This is a genomic window from Synechococcus sp. A18-25c (assembly GCF_014280035.1).
Classification (GTDB): Bacteria; Cyanobacteriota; Cyanobacteriia; order PCC-6307; family Cyanobiaceae; genus Synechococcus_C.
In genome coordinates this window covers 284,823-307,218 of the sequence record NZ_CP047957.1, presented here as the reverse complement: position 1 = coordinate 307,218, position 22,396 = coordinate 284,823, and the positions used below count along the sequence as shown (strand labels likewise).

Below are 22,396 nucleotides of genomic sequence, written 5' to 3'. Positions count from 1 at the left end.
CCAGGTCAGCTGTGAACAGCCAACCCTAGATGGCCAGCCGTCAGGATCCGGTGGCCATCAGCTGCAGCCGCAGCCGGTTGAGCGCCTCACCGGAACTGACCATGCGGATCCAGTCACGACCGCGGCTGGATCCGAGCCGGATGGGATGACTCTCACATCCGTCCGGGCCTGCAACCGCGAGATGCACCAAACCCACCGGTTTGGACTCGGTTCCACCACCTGGGCCTGCAATCCCTGTGATGGCCAGAGACCAATCACTGCCTGTCAGGCGTCGAACGCCCTCCGCCATGGCCTCAGCAACGGGATCACTGACGGCGCCAACCTGCTCAAGCAAAGCTTCCGGCACACCCAGCACCTTGTTCTTGATGGCATTGGAGTAGGCAATCACCCCGCCCAGAAGAACATCCGACGATCCAGGCACAGCGGTGAGCTCAGCACCCAACCCCCCACCGGTGCAGGACTCGGCCACTGACAAAGTTTGACCGCGTCGACGCAAGTGCTCAAGCACCACGGTGGCCAACGATTGATCATCAACCCCGAAACAGAGCTGGCCGGTGCGTCGGCGCAGATCGTCTTCCGTGGCCATCACCAAACGTTGCGCCTCGGCTTGAGACGCAGCCTGTGCCGTAATGCGCAGTTTCACCTCTCCGCGGCCTGCATACGGTGCCACCGTTGGATTGGACTGATCGAGCAGATCGCCGACCTGCGCAGCCAGCGCCGATTCGCCAATCCCCCAGAACCGAAGCATGCGGCTGACGTAAGCGCCATGGGACAGTCCGGACTGACGGAACCAAGGCGCTGCTGTCTGTTGCCACATCGCCCGCATCTCGCTCGGGACACCAGGGAAGGTGAGCAGCGTGAATCCTTCAACAGGTGACCAGATCATTCCTGCAGCGGTTCCGGTGGGATTGGGCAGCACCTCAGCTCCACGAGGCAACAAGGCCTGACGGCGGGTCTCAGCACTAGGCTCTCGACCACGACTGCGTGATTTCGCGGTGATATCGGCCCAGACCTCCGGCCGCTCCTCCAGGGGCGTTGAGAACGCTGCGGCGATCGCTTCAGTGGTGAGGTCATCCGGAGTGGGGCCCAAGCCACCGGTGGTGATCAACACCCGAGAGCGTCCAGCGATGTCTTGAACCTGATCGATCAAGCGCTCTCGGTTATCACCGATCACGGTCTGCCGGTAATGCGGCAGACCAAGAGCCGACAGTTCTTCAGCCAGCCAGCGGGCGTTGCCATTAAGGATGTTGCCCAGCAGAAGCTCCGTGCCGATGCAGAGGATTTCCACACCGGAGGGCTGCGAGGTCTCAGCCATGAGGGTCGGAACAGCAGGACTGGGAACAATCCTCCGGAACTGATGAATCGCTCGCTGAGAGCTCCACTTCAGGGTCGCGATCATTGCTCCGTTGACGCTGAATCACCACCACGGTTCCGACCAGAATCGCAGTAGCCAAACCGAGCCAGAGAAAACGCATTTCCACGTTGGCCACCACCATCGCGATGGCTGCCAGCCACTGGGTGAACACATAGATCAGCAAAACGGTGCGGCGATGACTGAAGCCCGCCCTCAGCAGCCGGTGATGGAGATGGCGGCGATCGGGATAAAAAGGAGACCGGCCTGAGCGAAGCCGACCCATGATTACGGCCGACATGTCGGCCAGTGGCAGAGAGAGGATCAGCAGCGGCAGCAGCAGACTGACAGTGGTGAGCCCTTTAGCTGGGCCCACGATGCTGATGGCAGCCAGGCTGAAACCAAGGAAATAAGACCCCCCATCTCCCATAAAGATGCGGGCGGGATTGAAGTTATGCCGAAGAAAGCCCAAGCAGGATCCGGCGAGCGCAGCAGCGAGAAAAGCTGCGGCAACTTGATGCAGAGAGAAGCTCACCGAGACGAGGCCAATGGCCGCGATGCCTGCAACTCCAGCGGCAAGTCCATCCAACCCATCCAGCCAGTTGATGGCGTTGGTAATGCCAACAAGCCAGATCACCGTTGCCAGGAGACTGATCATGTCAGGCAGCACCACCGCCTCTGCGCTGCTCGACAACCAGGGAAGATCGATCGCGCCGATCTGAACCCCCTGCGACCAAACCACCACAGCCACAGCCACTTGACCGGCAAGCCGAGGCCATGGCGAGAGCGAAAAGAGATCGTCAGCCAGGCCGATTACAAAAAAACAGAGCGAACCCGCGAGCGTCGTCCAGATCAATTGATCGCGGGCTGGCGACAGCAGTCCGAATCCACCAAACAGCCAGGTCAATCCCAGGGCCAAACAAAACCCCAGCACCATGGCCACTCCACCAAGACGCACCATGGGAACGCTGTGCTGCTTGCGAGGATCAGGCGTATCGGTGAATCCATGGCGCAATCCGAGCCGTCGCACCACCGGCGCAATCACCATGGTGATCATCGCCGAAACGACGAAGATCCCAATGGCGACTGCGAGGGGAGTGCTCGCGAGAGTCACACCAAACTCCGGAGGTGTCAGCCCGTTACGGACCGTGTTGAGGCAATCCTAGGCAGCTCTTTGGAGGGGATCCAAGGGGCCGTGGTCCAGTCAGACAAGCGCTGGCTCAGCTGCCGTGGCGTACAGAGGAAAACGGCTGCAGAGGCTTGCCACCCGCTCCAAGCAACGGCTCTGAATCGCATCATCCTCAGGGTTAAGCAGGCGATCAGCAATCACATCGGCCACTTCCCGGAAGGCCTCGACATCGAAACCACGCGTTGTCAACGCGGCGGTGCCGAGGCGTAGACCGCTGGTTACGAAGGGGGATTCAGGGTCGAAGGGCACAGTGTTCTTGTTGGCCGTGATGTGCACATCACTGACCAGGAGATCGGCAACTTTGCCAGTCATGCCGATGCCTCGCAGGTCGAGCAGCACCACATGGTTGTCAGTGCCACCGCTCACCACATCGATGCCGCGGGCCACCAGACGGTCCGCAAGAGCAGAGGCATTAGCAACCACCTGCTGGCTGTACTGCTTGAACGCCGGCTGCAGAGCCTCACCGAAGGCAACGGCTTTGGCTGCAATCACATGCTCAAGAGGGCCACCTTGGCTGCCGGGGAATACAGCCTTGTCAAACTTCTTGGCGAATTCGGCGTCGCGGCAGAGGATCAAACCTCCGCGAGGCCCCCGGAGCGTTTTGTGCGTGGTGGTCGTGACCACATCGCAGTGGGGCACGGGGCTGGGATGCACACCAGCCGCTACCAGACCGGCGATGTGTGCCATGTCGGCCAGCAAATAGGCACCGACCTCATCAGCGATGGCACGGAAGGCGGCGAAATCGATGATGCGGGGATAAGCGGAGTATCCGCAGACAATCAGCTTTGGCTTGTGCTTTAGCGCGAGCTGGCGGATCGCCTCCATGTCGAGGCGCTGGGAGTCCTTGTCGACGCCGTACTGGACAACGTTGAACCACTTGCCACTGACGTTGACCGGTGAGCCGTGGGTGAGGTGACCACCATGGGAGAGATCGAGGCCCATGATCGTGTCGCCCGGCTGCAACAGAGCCAGGAACACCGCGAAATTGGCCTGTGCACCACTGTGGGGCTGCACATTGGCCCAGGCAGCACCAAAGAGCTCTTTCGCTCGCCCGATCGCCAACTCTTCGATGGCATCAACGTGCTCGCAACCGCCGTAGTACCGCTTGCTGGGCAGACCTTCGGCATACTTATTCGTGAGCACGGAACCCTGAGCTTCCATCACAGCGCGGGAAGCAAAATTTTCAGAAGCGATCAGCTCAAGGTGGGTTTCTTGCCGCCTCTGCTCCTGATCGATCAGGCCTGCGATGGCCGGATCCTTGGCGGCCAAGGATGCATTGATCGGGGCCGAAGCGAAATCCGTCATGCCTTGCAACGTTGCGTTGCCTGAATCGTAGGCAACAGGCTCTGTCTGTCGAAAAAGTCAAAAAAAAACTGCCAAAAGGCAGTTTCAAAGCGCGCCTGGAGAGATTCGAACTCCCGACCCTCTGATCCGTAGTCAGATGCTCTAATCCGCTGAGCTACAAGCGCTTGCGTAAGACCATCTGACCCCACGGAGGTGCCCTTCGTCAACTGGGGTCCATCCCCACGCCACAATCACTTCATTGCAATGGCCCATCCCCATGCCCATCCGCTGGTACGGCCCCGCTGACCCGGCCGATCCCACCTATCGCCACTTCAACCGAGTGGTGAATTTCGTCCTACACGCCATGGTGTTCGCAGCGTTGAACAGTGGGCTGTGGTTTATCCAGCAAATGCGCCACCCCTGGGATCATCTCGACCTGTTCAGCGAGCTCTGGCTCGCCGGACTGATGACCCATCTGGTCATTGTTCTGCGATTGCGTCCAAGCGGAGATGCGGACAGCTCCGCATCCTGAGAGCAACATGACGGCAACCTCGCCATTGCCATGACCCTGGACGCTGCTGATCTGCAGGACCTCACCGCTGCCCTGGGCGACCGTCTGTATTTACAAGTGGCGGGCTGGCATCTGTATCTGGGTGACGCTGGGCTTGCCGAAAGCCTTGCCATTGAATGCAGCGCCTTCCTCGACCAGGGCGCCGCCGTCTGTGCAAGGCGTGCTCTTGAAGCCGTCCAGGTTCCGATTGGAGGTGGCAGCAGCCGTCTGCCCCTGGCACGCCTGTTGCCGTCCTCTCAACTTTGCGAACTCGAGCAGATTCTTGAGGACCGCTGCCGATAAAGTTGCTAGGTACCTGGAGTTCTCGTGCTCATCATCGAGGTCACCAACGCCAGAGAGGTGGTGCGCCAGAGAATTGGTCGGCTGGGTGAACGGCTGATTGGAAAAGTTGTCGATCCCGAAGCGCAGGTGGAAAAAGCCTTAATTCAGGAGATCGATACTGCCTTCCGCGAATTCGGAATCGAGGCGCGGATTCTCTCTGTAGAAGGTCCGCAAGTGATTGGACGCCAACACCTCGAACTACCGATCCACGTGCGCGAGGAACGGGCGGTGCGGCTCAGCGACGAATGAGTCTGCGTCGCAAACCGCCACTGATCTGGCTCACTTCCGGAACGGCCAGAGCCTGACCAAAACCGACGAAGAGAAGCAGCCCCAGGCTCCCGGATAAACCCACCTGGAGACCACGTCCGATCAGATCCTCCGGCCATGCGAGGCCAACACTGAGTATCCAAGCGAGAAGACCAGCCCCGATCGCAGCCAGAATCAGCTTGATCGTGTCCAAGCCCCATTCCCTGAGCGGCAGCCCACCGAGACGCACCTGAAGCGCCAGCAACAGCACCACACAGGTGAGCAGATTGATTAAAACGGTGGCCAACACAAGACCTGGCGCCCCAAGATTGAAAGGCAGCTGCGACCCCCAAGGCGTTGGGCCGCCCACCAGAGCCCAGTCAAAGAGCACATTCAGACCTATCCCCGCCACGGAAAGACGGAAGGGTGTTGTCGCATCACCCAGGGCATAAAACACTCGCACGAGCACATCCCGACCGAGATAAGCCGGCATGCCGATGCCATAGGCCATCAGCAACCCAGTCACCAGCTGCACCGCTTGCTGGTCGAAGGCGCCACGCTCATAGACCAACGCCACGATTGGCGCCGCCAGCGCCAGAAACAATGCTCCGAGGGGCAGCATTGAAGCTGTTGACAACATCACCCCTTGACGAATTCTGGCAATCAGCTGAGGACGATCCTCTAAAGCCGTCAGGCGCGAAAACGTCGGCAAAAGCGGTACCAGCAAGGCATTGGAGATCAAGCCCAGGGGGGTCTGGACCAGGAGATTCGCGTAGCCGAGTCCTGCTGCTGCGCCGATGATTCCCGACGCAAAAAACAAATCCGTAAAGACGTTGATCTGAAGCATCCCCGACGAGAGGGTTGCCGGACCCATCACGCGCCAGACTTCGCGGACACCGGGATGACGCCAGTCCCACTCCAGGCGCAGACGAGCCAAGCCCTGTCGGGCCAGCGCCGGCAGCTGCAGCAACCACTGCAACAGTGCACCCACAAGGGTGGCCAATGCCAACACCACTCCACCCCAAAGCGCATGCATGGGTTCGGCGATCGAGGCACCCAGCTGCCACCAGAGAAGACCTACCCCGACGATGAGAGCGAGGCTCGACATCAAAGGAGAAATGGCAGGAATCCAGAATTCATCTGCAGCGTTTAAAGATCCAAACCCGAGGCCGATCAAGCCGGCCAGCAAAGCCATCGGAGCCATCACCTTCAACTGCTCCACGGCAATGCCATGCAGCTCGGGTGACAGTCCAGGTCCCACAAGCGTGATCAGCGGATCTGCCGCCAGCACCAGAACCGCCGTCACCGCGAGCAATAGGGCACTCACCGTGGTGTTAAGCGCGGCAAGGATATGGGCTCCCTCTTCCCGAGGGCGACGGCTCAGCACGCTGACCATGGCGCTGTGGAAAGGCCCATTGATGCCTCCAAGGAGAATCAACAGGAATCCGGGCAGCACGTAGGCATAGTTGTAGGCGTCATAAGCCGCACCAACGCCAAAGGCAGCAGCGATCACCAGTTGGCGAATCAACCCACCCCCTTTGCTCAGAAGGGTGCCGAACGTGACCATCAGGGCAATGCGCTTGAGAGATCTCGCCATCGACGCCCGCAGACCTCCTCCATTACATGCGGAGATTCTCGGTGCATGCACAAGGCACGATGGCGGCAGCCAGCCCGCCCCAATGACCGTCACCCAGCTGCTCTCGTTTAAACCCTTGACGGAGGGAGTGCTGATCAAGCGCTACAAGCGCTTTCTGGCGGACATTGAACTCGAAGACGGGACCGTGGTGACGGCTCACTGCGCCAATACCGGCCCCATGACTGGTGTCCTACATCCGGGTGGCAAGGTAAGGCTGCGCTACGCCCCCTCCCCCAAGCGCAAGCTGGCCTGGACCTGGGAGCAGGCGGAAGTTCCCGGTGCCGATGGGACGCCTTGCTGGGTGGGCATCAACACCGCTCTACCCAACCGTTTGATCCGAGCAACGATCGAAGCCGGCTGCTTGGAGGAGCAGCTCGGTGCGATCGCCGAAATCCGGGCTGAGGTGGCCTACGGCGAGAACCGCCGCAGCCGCATCGACCTATTACTCACACCGGATGCCAGCGCCAAGGATCAGCGTCCGATCTACCTCGAGGTCAAAAACACCACTTGGAGCGATGGCCCCTTGGCCCTCTTCCCTGACACGGTCACAGAACGGGGTCAGAAGCACTTGCAGGAGCTGATGCATGTGCTGCCAGATGCCCGCGGCGTGCTGGTGCCGTGCCTAAGCCGGCCGGATGTGACGGCTTTCGCCCCGGGCGACAGCGCCGACCCGCGCTATGGAGAGCTTTTTCGCGAAGCAATGGCTTGCGGCGTTGAAGTGCTCCCCTGCTGTTTCCGGTTTGAGGCCGATCGCGTTCTTTGGGAAGGAGGAAGGGATGTGTGGCTTCCAAAACCGCTTAACAACTGAAATGCAGCGTCCGTTACTAGCCATGCACATTTGGCAACATCCAGCAGCAATTGTGTAACAACAGACACTTGCCAGGTGGTCGCCGATTGGCACATTGCTAATTAAGCGGTGAGGGAATCCTCACTGTGTCTGCAGCCCTGCTCTTCATTCATGACAACTGCTCTGCATTCGCCTTTCAGGCGGAGCAAGTCAAGGCTTCAGGAGGCCAGCCTCCTGAACGGACCGATGCTTCTCCTGAAAAGCATTCGCGGTTTCCGCACCAACCGCTCGCTCACCTGGCTTGCTTGCGTGCCCGTCGCCCTCATGGGTCTCGGCCTCTTCAACCTGACCGTTCACGCAGCTGAACTTCCAGAACTCAACGCTGTATTTCTGGCCAACAACCTTTGGCTGTTCATCGCAACGATCCTGGTGATCTTCATGAACGCCGGCTTCGCCATGGTCGAAGCAGGGATGTGCCGTCAGAAAAACGCAGTCAACATCCTCGCCAAAAACCTTTTTGTATTTGCCCTGGCCGTGACGGCCTACTGGTTCATCGGCTACTCGCTGATGTACGGCAACGGCGACAACGGCTGGTTCTTCTTCAAGGGTCTGTTCTTTGATCCAGCTGTCACCGCCGAGATGATCACCGATGGCGCTCTCGTTCCAACGGTTGATTTCCTCTTCCAGGCTGCCTTCGCTGGCACCGCAGCAACCATCGTTTCCGGTCTGGTGGCTGAACGTGTCAAGTTCGGTGAGTTCGTAATCTTTGCACTCGTCCTCACCGCTTTCATCTATCCGATCTCCGGCTCCTGGCAATGGAATGGTGGTTGGTTGAGCGAACTCGGTTTCATCGACTTTGCCGGCTCGTCCATCGTTCACTCTGTCGGCGCATGGGCTGGCCTGGTTGGCGCCATGCTTCTTGGCCCCCGGATTGGCAAGTATGTGAATGGCACCACCCAAGCCATTCCTGGTCACAACATGGCGATCGCCACCCTGGGTGCTCTGATCCTGTGGATTGGCTGGTATGGCTTTAACCCCGGTTCCGAGCTCGCCATGGACCAGTACGTGCCTTACGTGGCTGTTACCACCACTTTGGCCGCTGCAGGTGGCGCCATCGCTGCCACCATCGTTTCCACCATCACCTCCGGAAAGCCTGATCTGACAATGATCATCAACGGCATCCTGGCCGGTTTGGTGAGCATCACCGCAGGTTGCGGAAACATGACTCTTGTCGGTTCCTGGGTCGCTGGTGCTGTGGGCGGCGTGATCGTTGTGTTTGCAGTGGCCGCTCTGGATGCCTCCGGCATTGACGATCCCGTTGGTGCTTTCTCCGTGCACGGTGTGTGCGGTGTCTGGGGCACCCTGGTGATCGGCCTTTGGGGCGTTGACGGTATGGATCCCGGCGCAGCCGGCCTGGGCCTGTTCAACGGTGGTGGCATCAGCCAGCTCGGTATCCAAGCCGTCGGTTGTGCTGCTTACGCCATCTGGACGCTGATCACCTGCTGGATTGCGTGGAGCATCATTGGCGCTCTGTTTGGAGGCATTCGTGTCACCGAAGAAGAGGAGCTCAATGGACTCGACATCGGCGAGCACGGCATGGAGGCTTATCCCGACTTCGCCTCTGCCGGCAACTGAGGTTCATCACGAGAACCCATCAACCCCGGCCCTCATGGGTCGGGGTTTTCTTTTGGTCACGCCTAAGGGCAATGACCTGCTCTGGTCGTTCCATGAAGACGACCATGGCCGATAGCCCATAGAGTCACTGGATTGCCGCCGCGCCCATGGATACCCACGCCTTCAAGCGCTCCTTGCATCATTCCGACCGTTACAACCGACGCGGATTCGGGCGTGCCGAAGAAGTGGCTGGGAGCCTTGAACAGGCCTATCAGAGCGGTCTGATCGGGTCCATCCGCGAAAACGGCTACAAACTCAGCCATGGCCGCCTCAGTGTGCGCCTCGCCGAAGCCTTCGGCTTTTGCTGGGGCGTTGAACGCGCCGTCGCCATGGCGTACGAAACCCGCAAGCACTACCCCAGCGAGCGCCTGTGGATCACCAATGAGATCATCCACAACCCTTCGGTGAATGATCATCTTCGCGAGATGAACGTTCAGTTCATTCCTGTTGAAGATGGCGTCAAGGATTTCTCAGGCGTCACCAACGGCGACGTGGTAATCCTTCCCGCCTTCGGCGCCACGGTGCAGGAGATGCAGTTGCTCAACGAGCGGGGATGCCACATTGTCGACACCACCTGTCCTTGGGTGTCGAAGGTGTGGAACACCGTCGAGAAACACAAGAAGCACACCTTCACCTCCATCATTCACGGCAAGGTGAAGCATGAGGAAACGCTGGCCACCAGCTCATTTGCCGGGACTTATTTGGTGGTTCTTGATTTAGAGGAAGCCCAAATCGTTGCCGACTACATCGTTGGGAAGGGCAACCGCGCCAATTTCATGGCCCGCTTCTCCAAGGCCTGCTCGCCTGGGTTTGACCCCGATCGCGATTTGGAGCGATTGGGTGTGGCCAACCAGACGACGATGCTCAAGCGAGAAACCGAGGAAATCGGCAGGCTGTTCGAACGAACCATGCTTAGCAAGTTCGGCCCGACCCAGCTGAACGAACACTTCCTGGCCTTCAACACCATCTGCGATGCGACGCAGGAGCGCCAAGACGCCATGTTCTCGCTTGTGGATGAACCCCTAGACCTCATGGTCGTCATCGGCGGCTACAACTCCTCGAACACCACCCACCTGCAGGAGATTGCGATCAGTCGGGGCATCCGCTCTTTCCATATCGACACGCCAGAACGGATCGGCGAAGACAACAGCATTGAGCACAAACCGTTGGGCGAAGACCTGACCCGCGACCACAATTTCTTGCCCAGTGGCCCCATCAGCGTGGGGATCACTTCAGGCGCTTCCACACCCGATCGCGTGGTTGAACACGTGATTCAACGCTTGATTGCTCTCAGCGATGAAAACTAACAACCCAAGCGCTTTACATTGGTTCACCTTGTGCGACTGACCCGCCAGGGACTCCCATCCGTGCTGCTCTTGTCGAGACCATCAGCCGATACCCTGCGCTCCTGCCAGGACCAAGATCCCCAGGTGCGCTGCTACCGCAGCCACTTCAGTGACCGCATGGAAATGCGTGCTGATCCCCGGACGGTCTCGGCCTATCTCGATCAACATGAAGGCTGGTTTCGTCGTTGTGCAGCTCCCATGGAGGTGGACGCCATCGACGCTCAGGCCTATGCGCTGACTCTGGGACGTTTCGGCAACTTTGGATTCGAGGTAGAGCCGACCATCGGCTTGCGCCTCCTGCCACGAAACGACGACCAATACGCCATCGAGACGGTGGCACTGCCGAATCTGGATGCCAGCCTTGCCAAGCTCTATGACGTTGATTTCCAAGCCAGCCTTGGACTGGTGAACGATCAACTGAATCCTTCAGGCCTCACGCAGACATGGGTGAGCTGGACTCTGGATCTCACGGTCTGGGTGGCCTTGCCTCGCGTGATCACCATGCTCCCCGACCGTCTAGTCCAATCCAGCGGCGATCATTTGCTGCGCCAAATTGTGCGACAAATTTCACGTCGCCTCACCTGGAAAGTCCAAGAAGACTTTCATGCCAGCCATGGATTGGCATGCCCTCCCCGCCGTCGGTCCGCCTTCTGATTGCCCATGTCAGTCGCGCCAAGACCCGCACTCGATCCAGAGCGTTTTGAAACGGCATTGCTGAAGGCAGAACTCAGCGAGGATGAAGCGGAAATCATTGATCACATTCGCTACATCGGTGTGTTTAATGAATTGTCTTTAAGGCAGTCACTATCACTGGCCTCCAAGCCTCCTGCTCTTTACAAACTCTGCAAAGCCTGTACAAAAATCGGGGCGCACATTGCGAATGATTTTTCAGAAATGATGTCTTGGTCTCAAACACAAAGTGACGATCAAATCGCCTGGCACGGAAATCTCATTTGTTCCATCGCTTACACCTGTGATGGCCGCAAACTCCAGCCCGAAGATGGCACCTCGCTGTATCACACCTTTGCGGTGCATCGCGAACTCTTCAACGGCCTCGAGTCCAGTTAGCGGAGCCGTGAATCGGGTCCATTCATGCACCATGAACGCCATCCAAGAGCCCTTCTCCGAAGAAAAGGCTTTTGCAACAACGTTCTGCAAATGGCCTCAATCAGCGGTTTTCCCAGATGCGGTTGAGAATCTCCATGCCGCTGACGGCTTGCCAGAGAAACAAGGTGAGCATGCCCATATTCAGACCGACGTGGGCCTTGCGGGCAATCAGATTGCCGCGTTGCATCAAGGGAGAGAGAGCCGCTGCGGCAGCGATCATGGCGGTCATCGCCAGACCCACCAAGAGGTGGGGGCCGACAAAGAGCTTGCCGTTATTCAGGTAGGTGACGGCCATGCCCCCGAGGGTGCCGAACACCATGAAAGCAAGCAGGGCACTCCCCCAGAGGTAGTGGCGCTGGGCAAACTTTCCGGGCAGCAGCGCCTTGCGTTGTTCGGCCGTCCCGGTCCGGACCTTCTTGGCCTTGATGCCCAGATACATGGCGTAACCGCCTGCGGCAAGCAGCGACCACATCATCAAGGGATGGACGAAGTTGAGGCCAAAAGACAGAGTCGCAGGCATCAAAAATCACATGGATTCCAATGACCCTAGAACTGCAGCAGCCCGGACTGATGCCCGGGGCAGCACAGCAACGGTTTCATCAATGCAGGAAATGGCGTCGTCCCGTCAGGAGCATTGCCACCCCCAGTTCATTGCAGGCCCGAATTGAATCGTCATCTCGCTTGCTGCCACCGGGATGAATCACAGCGGTAATGCCGTTTTCAGCCGCCAGGCGAACCGTGTCATCGAACGGGAAGAAACCGTCACTAGCCAAGACCGCACCTTGGGCCCGATCGCCAGCGGCCTCCAGGGCAATCCGGGCCGAGCCCACCCGATTCATCTGGCCGGCTCCCACCCCCAGACTTTGTCCATCGCGCGCCACGACGATGGCATTGGAGCGCACATGTCGAACCAGCTGCCAGGCGAAGCAGAGATCATCCCGCTCCGTCGCAGTGGGTGCCCGGTCAGTGGCCACGGTCCAGTCGTCAGGTGTGACCAGTTCATCATCGAGATCCTGCACAAGCACCCCACCGAGGATGCTGCGAACCTGATCGCGCCCAGCTACATCAATGGCTTCGGGAGCTAACTCCAACAAGCGCAGATTGCCCTTGGTAGAGAGAATCTCGCGGGCTTCAGGTGCAAATGAAGGAGCAACGACGCATTCCAGGAACAGACTGGTGAGCTCCTTGGCTGCAGCAGCATCCACACATCCGTTCAATGCAACGATGCCGCCGAAGGCACTGACACGATCGGCATCCAACGCACGGGTGAGCGCGATGGCTGTGCCATCGCCGATGGCCACTCCGCACGGATTGGTGTGCTTAACCACCACCGCCGCTGGACGCCTAGCGGGATGGAGCCCCCCGCTGCCGTAACCGAACTCACGCACGGTGGCCAGAGCGGCCTCCAGATCCAGCAGATTGTTGGTGCTCAGCTCCTTGCCCTGCAGCTGAACAGCACCACCCCAGCCTGATGTCTCAGCGCTAAACCAGCCGGCTTTCTGATGTGGGTTTTCGCCATAGCGCAGCTGTTGACGCAAAGGCAGCGCCTCCAGCCAGGGCAGAGCCGCGTCCGACGTCTCTGGCTCCAGATCCAGTTCCGGTCGGGCTTGCATCCAGCGGGTGATGGCCGCGTCGTAGGCCGCTGTATGCGCAAACGCCTCAAGCGCCAGTTGCCGGCGGACGGAGGGACTAAGAACGCCGCCTGAAGCCTCTAACGCTGCCAGGACCCTGTCGTACTGATCAGGATCGGTGAGCACTGCCACATGCTCATGGTTCTTGGCAGCTGAGCGAACCATGGTGGGGCCGCCGATGTCGATGTTCTCGATGGCCTTATCCCAGCTGACGGCGGGATCAGCGACAGTTTCGCGAAATGGATAAAGGTTGACGACCACCACATCGATTGGATCGATCTTCTGTGCGACCAGATCAGCCTCATGGGCTGCATCGCCGCGTCGGGCCAGGATTCCGCCATGGATACGGGGATGGAGGGTCTTGACGCGGCCACCCAGAATTTCAGGTGCACCAGTGTGATCAGCCACCTTCGTGACGGGAAGTCCGACATCTTGAAGCACCTTGGCCGTGCCACCGCTGGACAACAGCTGATAACCAAAACGGTGATGCAGAGCTTCGGCAAGCGGCACCAGCCCGCGCTTGTCGGAAACGCTCAGCAGCGCAATGGGAGCCATGGCAGCAGGACACGGAACAGACCTTGGGCCAACCTACGCAGCAACAGGACACGCCCCCATGCCCGATTCCGTGCTTCAGGCCACCATGCCTCCAGCCACGGCACGACTGGTGCTTCTGCATGGATGGGGTGCCGATGCAGATGATCTGATGCCCCTCGGCGCTGCACTGAGCGCACAACTGCCATTCTCGATTGATTGCCTGGGCTTGCCTGCTCCCGAGCCGCATCCCGGTGGCATGGGGCGACAGTGGTACGGATTGTTCCCTGGCGATTGGCAGGCTGTATCACCAGCCGTTGAGCAGCTACAGCAACGTCTTGAGGCACTCGAGCAAACACCGATTCCACTATCAAGAACAGTGTTGATCGGTTTTTCACAGGGAGGCGCCATGGCCGTTCACGCAGGCTGCAACTTGCCGTTGGCCGGCGTGATTGGTTGCAGCGCCTACGGCCATCCGAACTGGAAGGCTCCCCAATGGCGCCCCCCTGTGCTGCTCTTGCACGGTCTGAATGACGAGGTGGTTCCACCAGAAGCATCCGCAAATCTGCAGGCGGAACTGAAGGAGGGATCGTCCGTCGACTGTCACTTGATGAACTTTCCTGGAGGCCATGCGATCCCGCAGCAAGCGGAGCAGGCAATGGTCTGGATGATCTCCTCCTGGCTGAGTTAGATCAGCCTGGAGGGGATCCCAGGGGTTCGTCAGTGACAGAGTTTCTGGGTCAAACGAAAGCGTATTCGTACTCTTCCATCTCTTCCCAGTCATCGGAAGCAAGCTCCAGACCTTCGAAGATGACCTCTTCACCCACCTTGTCGACAATGCTGCGGAGCGAGGGGAACAAGAAGTGGTTCTCTTCGGCGTATTGAGCGCTGAACAGACCTTTCTCTCCCCAGAAGAAACGGTCGGTGGTGTGCTCATTACGACGTACGAACAGTAGCGCCGGAGGAACGAGGGCACCCTCAGCAATGAAACGGCGCGCAGCCGTCACGGGCTTATGTTCGCCGGTTTCCAAATTGAAGGTGGGCACATGCGCGAGAACACGCTGGCCGGCGAGGCGACGACGACTGATCCGCTTGCGCTTCTTGGACATGAGAAAAAAGTTCCCGCGTACGGGAGTGAAGAAAGAGGACGGGGGAGCGCTGAACGTCAGAGCTGTTGCTCACAGCTCTTCAGTGACCACCTCGCGACGAGCGTCGGCAATCATCAGCACTGGAATCGAAGGGATCCAGGGGCACTGAATCGCATATGGACACACTCCATGGCTCACGCCGACGTGACATCGACGTCAACAGGGGATACATCAACCTCTGCTGTAACCTCGGTTGAGCGCAAAGCGCAACCTCAATTGGAGCAACGAAGAAGCACGGCCGCCCAAGGGGCGTGCTTGTTGTCGTTCATCTGATCTTAAGACTTTTTCCAAAATTGGCAAGCAGGTCGGGTCAGTTGCCGACCTCTCGTCTGTATTCAGCAACACGGTTCCGCCGATGCATCTCTCCGATCGGTTTCTGGAACTCGCGCAGCAGCAACTGAAGTTCCTGGCCGCTGATGCTGATCTCGCACGCCTGGCGCTCTACATCACTGAACGGGATCAGCATGAGACGCCCACGCTGACCCTGGTGGCGCAATGGCCTCACGACAAGAGCCTGCCCCCTGCGATTTCAGATGATCCCAGCCTGCGCAGCGCAGCACCGGAACGCCGCTGGTACCCACTGCGCTACGACCAGAACCTGCTGGGCGTCTTGCGTGCCGAGCAGCATGCCTTGCCCAGCCGAGAAGCCCACGAGGCGCCGCGTCTGCAGGCCTGCGCAGACACCCTCGCCTGCATCCTTGGCCTCGAGCTGGACCGGCAACGACTGCACGATCAGCTGGATCAGCAACGAAATCAGCTGAATTTAGTGGTGCACCAGCTGCGCAACCCGTTGACGGCCCTGCGCACCTACGCCCAGCTGTTGCTGCGTCGCCTTGGGCCGGACGACCAGCATCGTTCGCTGGTGGAAAGCCTGATGCAGGAGCAGGCCCAGCTCAACCTATACCTGCAGTCTCTCGATCGCCTCGGCCAGACGGATCCACGTCTAGGAGCCGACAACGCGACACCTCTGCTGCTTCCGCCCGTGCCAACGGATGCTCCTGATCTCACCATCGCGGAGCTGTTATCTCCACTGATTCAGAGGGCATCAGCCACCGCAACACTGCAGAGCCGACCCTGGAATGGGCCATCGCAGTGGCCCGAATGGACTCAGACACCCCGCGCCGCACCCGATGCCGTGGTGGCGGAAATCGTTGCCAACCTGCTGGAAAACGCCTTCCGTTACAGCCCACCAGGATGCGAGCTGGGCCTGACGCTGCTCGATCACGACATCTGCATTTGGGATGCAGGACCGGCCATCCCGGCTGAAGAAAGAGAACACATCTTCGCGAAAGGGGAGCGAGGGAGCAGCAGCACCGACCGGCCAGGGTCCGGACTTGGTCTGGCACTGGCACGACAACTGGCGGACAACCTTGGCGGCTCGCTCACACTGCAGACCGCCCCAAAAACTCTGCATGCTTCATTGCCTGCCGTGGGCAATGCCTTTGTGCTCAGACTGCCGCGGTCATCCCAGGCAACAACACAGCTGCAATGAGCAGGATCAGAGTTTCCGTCACCATCAGGCTGGCGCCATAGGTGTCTCCGGTGTGTCCCCCTAGGCGACGCCCCAGCCATTCCGCCACCAACACGGCAGCACCCAGGGCCAACAGCACAACCAACAGCAGCATCGGCAGCAGAGCTGGCTGCAGCACCAGGGCCATCCCCATCACCACCGCCAGCAACAGGAGCGTTGGCCGGCCTTCCCGCAGTCCCCGGTGATGGCGACGATGAAACCCAGCTGTGCCCTCACTGCGCAGGTAGCGGAAGCGTGCCATCGCCCAAAGCGGCGCGACTCGCCCCGCCACAGCAGCGAGGATCAACACCGCCGGCGCCCACGCGTCCAAGCGCACGAGGGCGGCGAATTGCAGCAGCAGCACCATTACGAGAGCCTGCACGCCACTGGCACCGACGCGACTGTCATCCATCGCCTCCAACACGCGAGCCGACCCCGCTGCCAGACCATCTGCTGTGTCCATCAGGCCATCGAGATGCAATCCCCCAGTGAGCCATAAGCCAAAGGCCAAAACGACCGGCGCCACCGACAGAGGATTCCAACTCAGGGCTGAAAGCAGAAACCAAAGACCCGCCATTAATCCTCCGATGACCACACCAATCCAGGGGGCAAACCGAGCGATGCGCTCAAAGCGGGGCGCCGGCCAGATCCAGCCGGGCAGGACGGTATAGAAGACCCAGGCACCGGCCAGATCACGCAGCCAGGAAGGAGAGCTCAACCGCAGGACGTTGACCGCACGGGGATGCGCTCACCGTAGGTTCAGAGGTTGGTCGGAGAAGCGGGTGTTCGACTTCACAATCACAAATCAGTGCCAGCGCACGGCCGCGCGGTGCGGCAGCTTTTCAACGCCCCACGGAACCGTCAACACACCACGCTTTATGCCTGTGGGCACTCTGGCCACGGTGAAAGGCGTGACCACGGATCAGCTCGCGGCCACGGGCGCTCAGATGGTGCTCTCCAACACCTATCACCTGCATCTACAACCGGGAGAAGGGGTGGTCGAAGCCGCTGGAGGATTGCACCGCTTCATGAATTGGAACGGGCCAATGCTCACCGATTCCGGTGGCTTCCAAGTGTTCAGCCTGGGCGATCTCAATCGAATCGATGACCACGGCGTGGACTTCCGCAACCCACGCGATGGCAGCCGCATTCTGCTGACACCCGAACGCTCGATGGAGATTCAGATGGCGCTCGGTGCGGATGTAGCCATGGCCTTCGACCAGTGTCCCCCTTATCCGGCTTCAGAAAACGACGTGGAGGAAGCGAGCCGTCGCACCCATGCCTGGCTCGAGCGCTGCGCTCAGGCGCACCAGCGAGATGATCAGGCTCTGTTCGGCATCGTTCAGGGCGGTTGCTTCCCTCACCTGCGCGAACGCAGCGCCCACGCCATCGCCAGCTTTGATCTTCCAGGCATCGCCATCGGTGGTGTCAGCGTCGGGGAACCCGCTGAAGAGATGCACAAAATTGTGCGCCAGGTGACGCCGCTGCTTCCCGATGATCGCCCCCGATACCTAATGGGGATCGGCACACTTCGGGAGATGAGCGTGGCTGTCGCCAACGGCATTGATCTCTTCGACTGCGTGCTGCCCACGCGACTGGGGCGTCACGGCACCGCCATGGTGGGCGGAGAGCGCTGGAACCTGCGTAATGCCCGTTTCCGCCATGACCACACGCCCCTCGATCCAACCTGCCCCTGTCCGGCCTGCAGCCAGCACAGCCGTGCCTACCTGCATCACCTAATTCGTAGTGAGGAGTTGCTTGGGCTAACCCTGCTCAGCCTGCATAACCTCACGCATCTGATCCGTTTCACGACGGCAATGGGCCAGGCGATTCGGGATGGCTGTTTTTCAGAGGATTTCGCTCCCTGGGACGAGGCCTCGCCTGCTCATCACACGTGGTAGCGTCCGCAGACTGACTGTTGTTTCCCGGGATGGCTGCACTCTCCCTCGATCTGCTGGCCCAGCTTCCTGAGGCTTATCAAGCTTTCGGTCCACTGATCGATATCCTGCCGATCATCCCGGTGTTCTTTCTACTGCTCGCCTTTGTTTGGCAGGCCTCGGTGGGCTTCCGCTAAGTCTTTAGCGGCGCTGTTCTCCGCAGCGCAACACAGCCCAAACAAACCGTGGGAGCACGAGGTAGCGACGCCAGCGACTTGGTTCTTGGAGGAGGCGATAAAACCACTCCAGCTGGAGTTGACTGGTCCATTCGGGTGCACGTTGCTTGAGGCCGGACCAAACATCGAAACTGCCTCCAACACCCATCCAGATGCCTGGTAACCCTTGCCTCTGGGAGCAAGACCACAGCTCCTGCTTGGGCACCCCGAGTGCCACCAGGACAAGATCCGGCCTGAGGGTTTGCAGCCGTGTTTCCAACGTCGGCCAGTCGGTGGGCTGCTGATACCCGTGTTCTGCAAACACCAGCTGCAGGTCGGAAAACTGGGCACGGAGGCGATCCAATAGACGCTCCATCACGTCAGGAGAAGCTCCCACAAGCGCGACACGCCAACCATGGGCAGCGGCAAAGGTAAGCAGTGACCAGGCCAGCTCAATCCCTGGACTGCGGCGCACCTTCACGCCCTGCCGTCCCAGAGCCCAAACCACGCCAGCACCATCAGGCACCACAAGGTCTGCAGCTTCGATGACAGAACCCAAATCGCTGTCCCGACGAGCACGCATCGTCATCTCGGCATTAAGGGTGACGATCTGACCACCGCCATCGCTGTGCAGGGCGATGGCAGCGGAGGCAACATCCCGGCAAACATCAATGGGGATACCGAGCACGCGGCACCGGCGCCGATCACGAGGACCAGTGGTGATTGCTTCCATCCAGGGACCGCCAGCACGAGAGAATCTAGGTCTGGTCGCGCTTGACGCCATGGTTCTGTCGCAGCCGACAGCTGAAGACCAAGCCCAACAACTGGAGAAGCTGAACAGCCTGGATCGGGCGATTGAAGCCGTGGTGTTGCAGCGCCAAAACCCGATCAGCGGACTGCTGCCGGCCAGCACGGCCCACACAGTGCATGGCAATTACGGCGATGCCTGGGTGCGGGACTGTGTTTACTCCATCCAGTGTGTGTGGGGGCTGGCGATGGCGCATCGCCGAATGAAGGGCCCCTGCCAGCGCAGCTGGGAGCTGGAGCAGCGCGTGGTGGACCTGATGCGCGGATTGCTCAACGCAATGATGCGCCAGGCCGAGAAGGTGGAACGCTTTAAGCGCAGCCTGAATCCACTCGATGCCTTACATGCCAAATACGACAGCGCCAGCGGGGAGCCTGTGGTTCCGGATGACGGCTGGGGGCATCTTCAGATCGATGCCACATCCCTATTCCTGCTGCAGCTGGCGCAACTGACCCGCAGCGGAGTCACCTTGATCCACAACCGCCACGAAGCGGCATTCGTTCAGAACCTGGTGTACTACATATCCCGGGCTTACCGGGTGCCGGACTACGGCATCTGGGAACGAGGCGACAAGGGCAATCACGGTCTGCCAGAGCGCAATGCCAGCTCCATAGGCATGGCCAAAGCGGCGCTCGAAGCCCTTGATGGCATCGATCTCTATGGCCAACACGGCAATGGCAGCACCGAGGTGTTGATCCCCCATGGCGCCGTCGTGCGTCTGCGACGCGCTCTCCAGGGCCTGCTACCGAGAGAATCCGCCAGCAAGGAAGTCGACAGCGCCTGCCTCTCGGTAATCGGCTACCCGGCCTGGGCCGTCGAAGACCCAGGCCTGATCGAGCGCACCAACGCACGCATCCGGCGCGAACTCGGTGGCGTTTACGGCTACAAGCGCTTCCGCCGCGACGGCCATCAGACCGTGGTGGAAGACATCAGCCGTCTGCACTACGAGCGGGAGGAACTGGCCAAGTTCGAAGGGATCGAATCGGAATGGCCCCTGTTCCTGGCTTATGAATTGATGACCGCCTGCTGCGAGCAACGCTGGGACGACGCCAGGCAGTGGCGGCATCGCCTGGAATCGCTCCAGGTGGATCGCGATGGTGAGCGACTCTTCCCAGAGCTGTATCTCGTTCCTGAAGAGCTGCTGGCACTGGAACGCCGCAACCCCGGCAGCCAGCGGAGGGTTGCCAATGAGAACGTTCCACTGCTCTGGACCCAAAGCCTGGCCTGGCTTGGAGAGATGCTTCTAGAAGGGTTGATCGAAGCCGAGGATCTTGACCCGTGCGGACGGCGACATCAGGGAGCCTTAGGGAGCCCCGCCGTGCTGGTGGCCCTAGTCCCCGCCAACGCAGATGTCGCCCAGCGCCTGCTGAACCTGGGGCTGCCTGTTAGTCAGCCAGAGCATGCCGGTCTGCAGGTGTTGCCCTCCGATGCCCTGAGGGAACGGCTGGAACGCGTCGGCGCTGATGCCGCACTTGGCCTGACGGGACACCCTCCACTCCGACCTGAAACCACTGTCACGGCCCGCCTGTATCGCCAAGGCGACCTGTCACTCGGGTTCTTACCTGCCGTGCTGGAGGAAGGGACCTTCTTCCTGAGTCATGACCCATGTCATTTCGTGGACACGGTCGTCAATGAATTGCATCTGCTGCAACGGCACTGGCAAGGTCCTGGCGCACCGCTGCTGCTGATTCCCGTGCAGGTCGCTCTGCTGGAGCGGAGCAGCAACCTGCTACTGGAGCTGATCGGAAGGCTGCAGAGCGGCTGCGTGGAAGGAGTGCCTGTGCAGTTCGGCGACCTAGCGACCCTGGCGCAACAGGCCCAGTGGCAAAAGCTACCCGCTGACCTTGAACATTTCAGCCCGACTGCTGAAGGCCAGGCTGCAGAGCTACTGCAGGACTCCACCGACTTGAGTGACCTCACGGCAGCGCAGGAACAGGAATTGGACGACGTTCCACTGAAGGAGCTTCGACGCAGGCTGTGGAGCAGTCACTCGCTGCGCGAACAGGCGGAGGTGTTGGAACTGCTCACCCGTCGGCTGGGGCATCAAGCCATCCTCACGGGCCCTCAGGGCGCTCCTGTCGGACTGATCACGCTTGTGGAGGAGATCTACCGGCGCGGACTGAGCCAGGAGGACTGGAACGTGGCCCGCCGCTGCGCCGGCGCGATGGGCCTGATCCATCCACAGCTGGAAGATTCCGTGATTGATCTGCTGAGCCGCCAGAAACAAGTGGTGGTGGGGCGCAATTACACCAGCGACTCACGGCTTGTCAGTCCCATCTCAAACCAGGCCATTGCCGCCCTGATCGATCGCACCTGCGGCCTCGACAGCCGAGAGCGGATGTTGCAGCAGGAGCTGCTGCTCGCCCTTGACGGCATCGCGCGACGCGAGCCCGACATGATCCGGGGATCGCTGACATTCCAGCTCGGTCAGCTGATGTTGTTGTTGACCTCGGAGCTGGCCAGCGAACGCCAGCTCAGCCAAGACGAAGCCTTTGAGGCCCTGTGTGATGAGCCACCTCACCAAATCAGCCTGCGCTTGAGAACGGTGCTTGCTGATGTCGATCACGCCCGTGCAGCACTGCAACGCCGTGAGCTGCTTCACCTGAGCGGACAGGTGCAATGGAACATTCCGGAACCCCTGGACGAACGCCCCGGCGGCAGCGACTGGCTGCAGCACCGCATTCGACTGGGGTCCCTCCAACAGGTGCCCAAAGAGTTCTATGCCGGGATCTGGTCACTCCTCCACCACTGCCGAGGTCTGGTGATTGGCGACAAGCTGGAACGCCGAAACCGTCTAACCAGTGCTCTGCTACTGGAAAAAACCCCTGGAGAACGAAACTTCGCCATCCAGGTGGAGCACCTGCTCAGCCGCATCGGAGCTCCTGAATATCGCCAGCTCTGCACCGAAAGCCTGCTCTCCCTGATGGCCTTCGCCACGGCCAATCCGACCACGCGCTTCGACGACGACATCGCCCTGGATGTGGTGATCGGACATGCTGTGCGGGTGGGCTGGCGAAACACGCATCCTGAGCAAAAGACAGAGGACTATCCCCTCCACAAGGCGGCGGCGTGGAAACAGTTCTACCGATCCTCCCCAGCGGACTGTCGTCAGTGGCAGATCCAGGCTTTACGAGAGCTGGCCGAACAATCAGGACTGAACTGACGGA

22 protein-coding genes and 1 tRNA gene are annotated in these 22,396 nt (G+C 60.0%); 13 read left to right on the top strand and 10 right to left on the bottom strand.

Features of this window, described 5'->3' with window-relative positions:
* Positions 1 to 40: 40 nt before the first annotated feature.
* From SynA1825c_RS01445 to SynA1825c_RS01430, 4 genes are all read right to left on the bottom strand, one after another.
* The gene (locus SynA1825c_RS01445; protein ID WP_186469981.1) at positions 41 to 1,315 is read right to left on the bottom strand and encodes a competence/damage-inducible protein A; all 1,275 of its coding nucleotides are present in this window, start codon (positions 1,313 to 1,315) and stop codon (positions 41 to 43) included.
* On the bottom strand, positions 1,308 to 2,465 hold the full coding sequence (locus tag SynA1825c_RS01440) for a glycosyltransferase family 4 protein (protein WP_186469980.1): 1,158 nt from the start codon (positions 2,463 to 2,465) through the stop codon (positions 1,308 to 1,310). Before SynA1825c_RS01440 ends, SynA1825c_RS01445 begins: the two co-directional genes overlap by 8 nt.
* Positions 2,466 to 2,555: 90 nt before the next feature.
* A complete protein-coding gene (gene glyA / locus SynA1825c_RS01435) occupies positions 2,556 to 3,845 on the bottom strand; it encodes a serine hydroxymethyltransferase (protein ID WP_255478428.1) in 1,290 nt (429 codons plus the stop codon).
* 90 nt (positions 3,846 to 3,935) lie between these two features.
* Positions 3,936 to 4,009, bottom strand: a tRNA-Arg gene (locus SynA1825c_RS01430).
* Positions 4,010 to 4,101: 92 nt separating this feature from the next.
* Here SynA1825c_RS01430 and SynA1825c_RS01425 point away from each other — a divergent pair.
* Genes SynA1825c_RS01425 through SynA1825c_RS01415 form a run of 3 tightly spaced genes read left to right on the top strand, consistent with a single transcriptional unit; the run spans position 4,102 to position 4,965 of the window.
* Complete coding sequence (locus tag SynA1825c_RS01425) at positions 4,102 to 4,356, top strand: hypothetical protein (RefSeq protein WP_186469979.1); 255 nt, start codon at positions 4,102 to 4,104, stop codon at positions 4,354 to 4,356.
* Positions 4,357 to 4,386: 30 nt separating this feature from the next.
* Positions 4,387 to 4,677 carry a DUF3181 family protein gene (locus tag SynA1825c_RS01420; RefSeq protein ID WP_186469978.1) on the top strand — a complete coding sequence of 97 codons (291 nt, stop codon included), beginning with the start codon at positions 4,387 to 4,389 and terminating at the stop codon, positions 4,675 to 4,677.
* Between the two features lie 24 nt (positions 4,678 to 4,701).
* A complete protein-coding gene (locus SynA1825c_RS01415; RefSeq protein ID WP_186469977.1) occupies positions 4,702 to 4,965 on the top strand; it encodes a cytochrome-c oxidase in 264 nt (87 codons plus the stop codon).
* Here the strand turns inward: SynA1825c_RS01415 and murJ are convergent.
* Positions 4,952 to 6,559, bottom strand: a complete 1,608-nt coding sequence (gene murJ, locus SynA1825c_RS01410; RefSeq protein WP_186469976.1) for a murein biosynthesis integral membrane protein MurJ — start codon at positions 6,557 to 6,559, stop codon at positions 4,952 to 4,954. The genes SynA1825c_RS01415 and murJ overlap by 14 nt on opposite strands.
* An 82-nt stretch (positions 6,560 to 6,641) precedes the next feature.
* On the opposite strand from murJ, the gene sfsA reads away from it, so the two are divergent.
* The 5 genes from sfsA (at position 6,642) to SynA1825c_RS01385 (ending at position 11,473) form a co-directional block, all read left to right on the top strand.
* Positions 6,642 to 7,406, top strand: coding sequence for a DNA/RNA nuclease SfsA (gene sfsA / locus SynA1825c_RS01405; RefSeq protein WP_186469975.1), 765 nt, complete (start codon positions 6,642 to 6,644; stop codon positions 7,404 to 7,406).
* Positions 7,407 to 7,556: 150 nt separating this feature from the next.
* A complete protein-coding gene (locus SynA1825c_RS01400; protein WP_186469974.1) occupies positions 7,557 to 9,020 on the top strand; it encodes an ammonium transporter in 1,464 nt (487 codons plus the stop codon).
* Between the two features lie 146 nt (positions 9,021 to 9,166).
* Positions 9,167 to 10,366 (top strand): 4-hydroxy-3-methylbut-2-enyl diphosphate reductase, encoded by a 1,200-nt coding sequence (locus SynA1825c_RS01395; RefSeq protein WP_186469973.1) that lies wholly within the window; start codon positions 9,167 to 9,169, stop codon positions 10,364 to 10,366.
* A 60-nt stretch (positions 10,367 to 10,426) separates the two neighbouring features.
* Positions 10,427 to 11,059 (top strand): DUF1997 domain-containing protein, encoded by a 633-nt coding sequence (locus SynA1825c_RS01390; protein WP_186469972.1) that lies wholly within the window; start codon positions 10,427 to 10,429, stop codon positions 11,057 to 11,059.
* A 6-nt stretch (positions 11,060 to 11,065) separates the two neighbouring features.
* Positions 11,066 to 11,473: a hypothetical protein gene (locus tag SynA1825c_RS01385; RefSeq protein WP_186469971.1), complete on the top strand. Its 408-nt coding sequence runs from the start codon at positions 11,066 to 11,068 to the stop codon at positions 11,471 to 11,473.
* A gap of 100 nt (positions 11,474 to 11,573) precedes the next feature.
* Here the strand turns inward: SynA1825c_RS01385 and SynA1825c_RS01380 are convergent, their stop codons facing one another.
* Together SynA1825c_RS01380 and purH are read right to left on the bottom strand one after the other, a co-directional pair.
* Positions 11,574 to 12,032, bottom strand: coding sequence for a DUF4079 domain-containing protein (locus SynA1825c_RS01380; protein WP_186469970.1), 459 nt, complete (start codon positions 12,030 to 12,032; stop codon positions 11,574 to 11,576).
* Positions 12,033 to 12,111: 79 nt separating this feature from the next.
* Entirely contained in the window at positions 12,112 to 13,698 is a 1,587-nt protein-coding gene (purH, locus tag SynA1825c_RS01375) for a bifunctional phosphoribosylaminoimidazolecarboxamide formyltransferase/IMP cyclohydrolase (RefSeq protein WP_186469969.1), read from the bottom strand.
* Positions 13,699 to 13,756: 58 nt separating this feature from the next.
* On the opposite strand from purH, the gene SynA1825c_RS01370 reads away from it, so the two are divergent.
* Positions 13,757 to 14,365 carry an alpha/beta hydrolase gene (locus tag SynA1825c_RS01370; protein ID WP_186469968.1) on the top strand — a complete coding sequence of 203 codons (609 nt, stop codon included), beginning with the start codon at positions 13,757 to 13,759 and terminating at the stop codon, positions 14,363 to 14,365.
* Between the two features lie 49 nt (positions 14,366 to 14,414).
* Here the strand turns inward: SynA1825c_RS01370 and SynA1825c_RS01365 are convergent, their stop codons facing one another.
* Positions 14,415 to 14,783 (bottom strand): DUF3155 domain-containing protein, encoded by a 369-nt coding sequence (locus SynA1825c_RS01365; RefSeq protein ID WP_186469967.1) that lies wholly within the window; start codon positions 14,781 to 14,783, stop codon positions 14,415 to 14,417.
* A gap of 394 nt (positions 14,784 to 15,177) precedes the next feature.
* Between SynA1825c_RS01365 and SynA1825c_RS01360 the strand changes: the two genes are divergently transcribed.
* Entirely contained in the window at positions 15,178 to 16,314 is a 1,137-nt protein-coding gene (locus tag SynA1825c_RS01360; RefSeq protein WP_186469966.1) for a sensor histidine kinase KdpD, read from the top strand.
* On the opposite strand, the gene cobS is transcribed toward SynA1825c_RS01360, so the two are convergent.
* A complete protein-coding gene (gene cobS, locus SynA1825c_RS01355; RefSeq protein ID WP_186469965.1) occupies positions 16,271 to 17,050 on the bottom strand; it encodes an adenosylcobinamide-GDP ribazoletransferase in 780 nt (259 codons plus the stop codon). The genes SynA1825c_RS01360 and cobS overlap by 44 nt on opposite strands.
* 64 nt (positions 17,051 to 17,114) lie before the next feature.
* On the opposite strand from cobS, the gene tgt reads away from it, so the two are divergent.
* Both tgt and SynA1825c_RS01345 read left to right on the top strand, forming a co-directional pair.
* Complete coding sequence (gene tgt, locus SynA1825c_RS01350; protein WP_186469964.1) at positions 17,115 to 18,233, top strand: tRNA guanosine(34) transglycosylase Tgt; 1,119 nt, start codon at positions 17,115 to 17,117, stop codon at positions 18,231 to 18,233.
* A 29-nt stretch (positions 18,234 to 18,262) separates the two neighbouring features.
* Positions 18,263 to 18,406, top strand: coding sequence for a photosystem II reaction center protein K (locus SynA1825c_RS01345; protein WP_186469963.1), 144 nt, complete (start codon positions 18,263 to 18,265; stop codon positions 18,404 to 18,406).
* Positions 18,407 to 18,410: 4 nt separating this feature from the next.
* Here SynA1825c_RS01345 and SynA1825c_RS01340 read toward each other — a convergent pair whose 3' ends face one another.
* Positions 18,411 to 19,157, bottom strand: a complete 747-nt coding sequence (locus SynA1825c_RS01340) for a WecB/TagA/CpsF family glycosyltransferase (protein WP_186469962.1) — start codon at positions 19,155 to 19,157, stop codon at positions 18,411 to 18,413.
* 49 nt (positions 19,158 to 19,206) lie between these two features.
* Here SynA1825c_RS01340 and SynA1825c_RS01335 point away from each other — a divergent pair, with 49 nt between their 5' ends.
* Positions 19,207 to 22,392: a glycoside hydrolase family 15 protein gene (locus SynA1825c_RS01335; protein WP_186469961.1), complete on the top strand. Its 3,186-nt coding sequence runs from the start codon at positions 19,207 to 19,209 to the stop codon at positions 22,390 to 22,392.
* Positions 22,393 to 22,396: the final 4 nt, after the last annotated feature.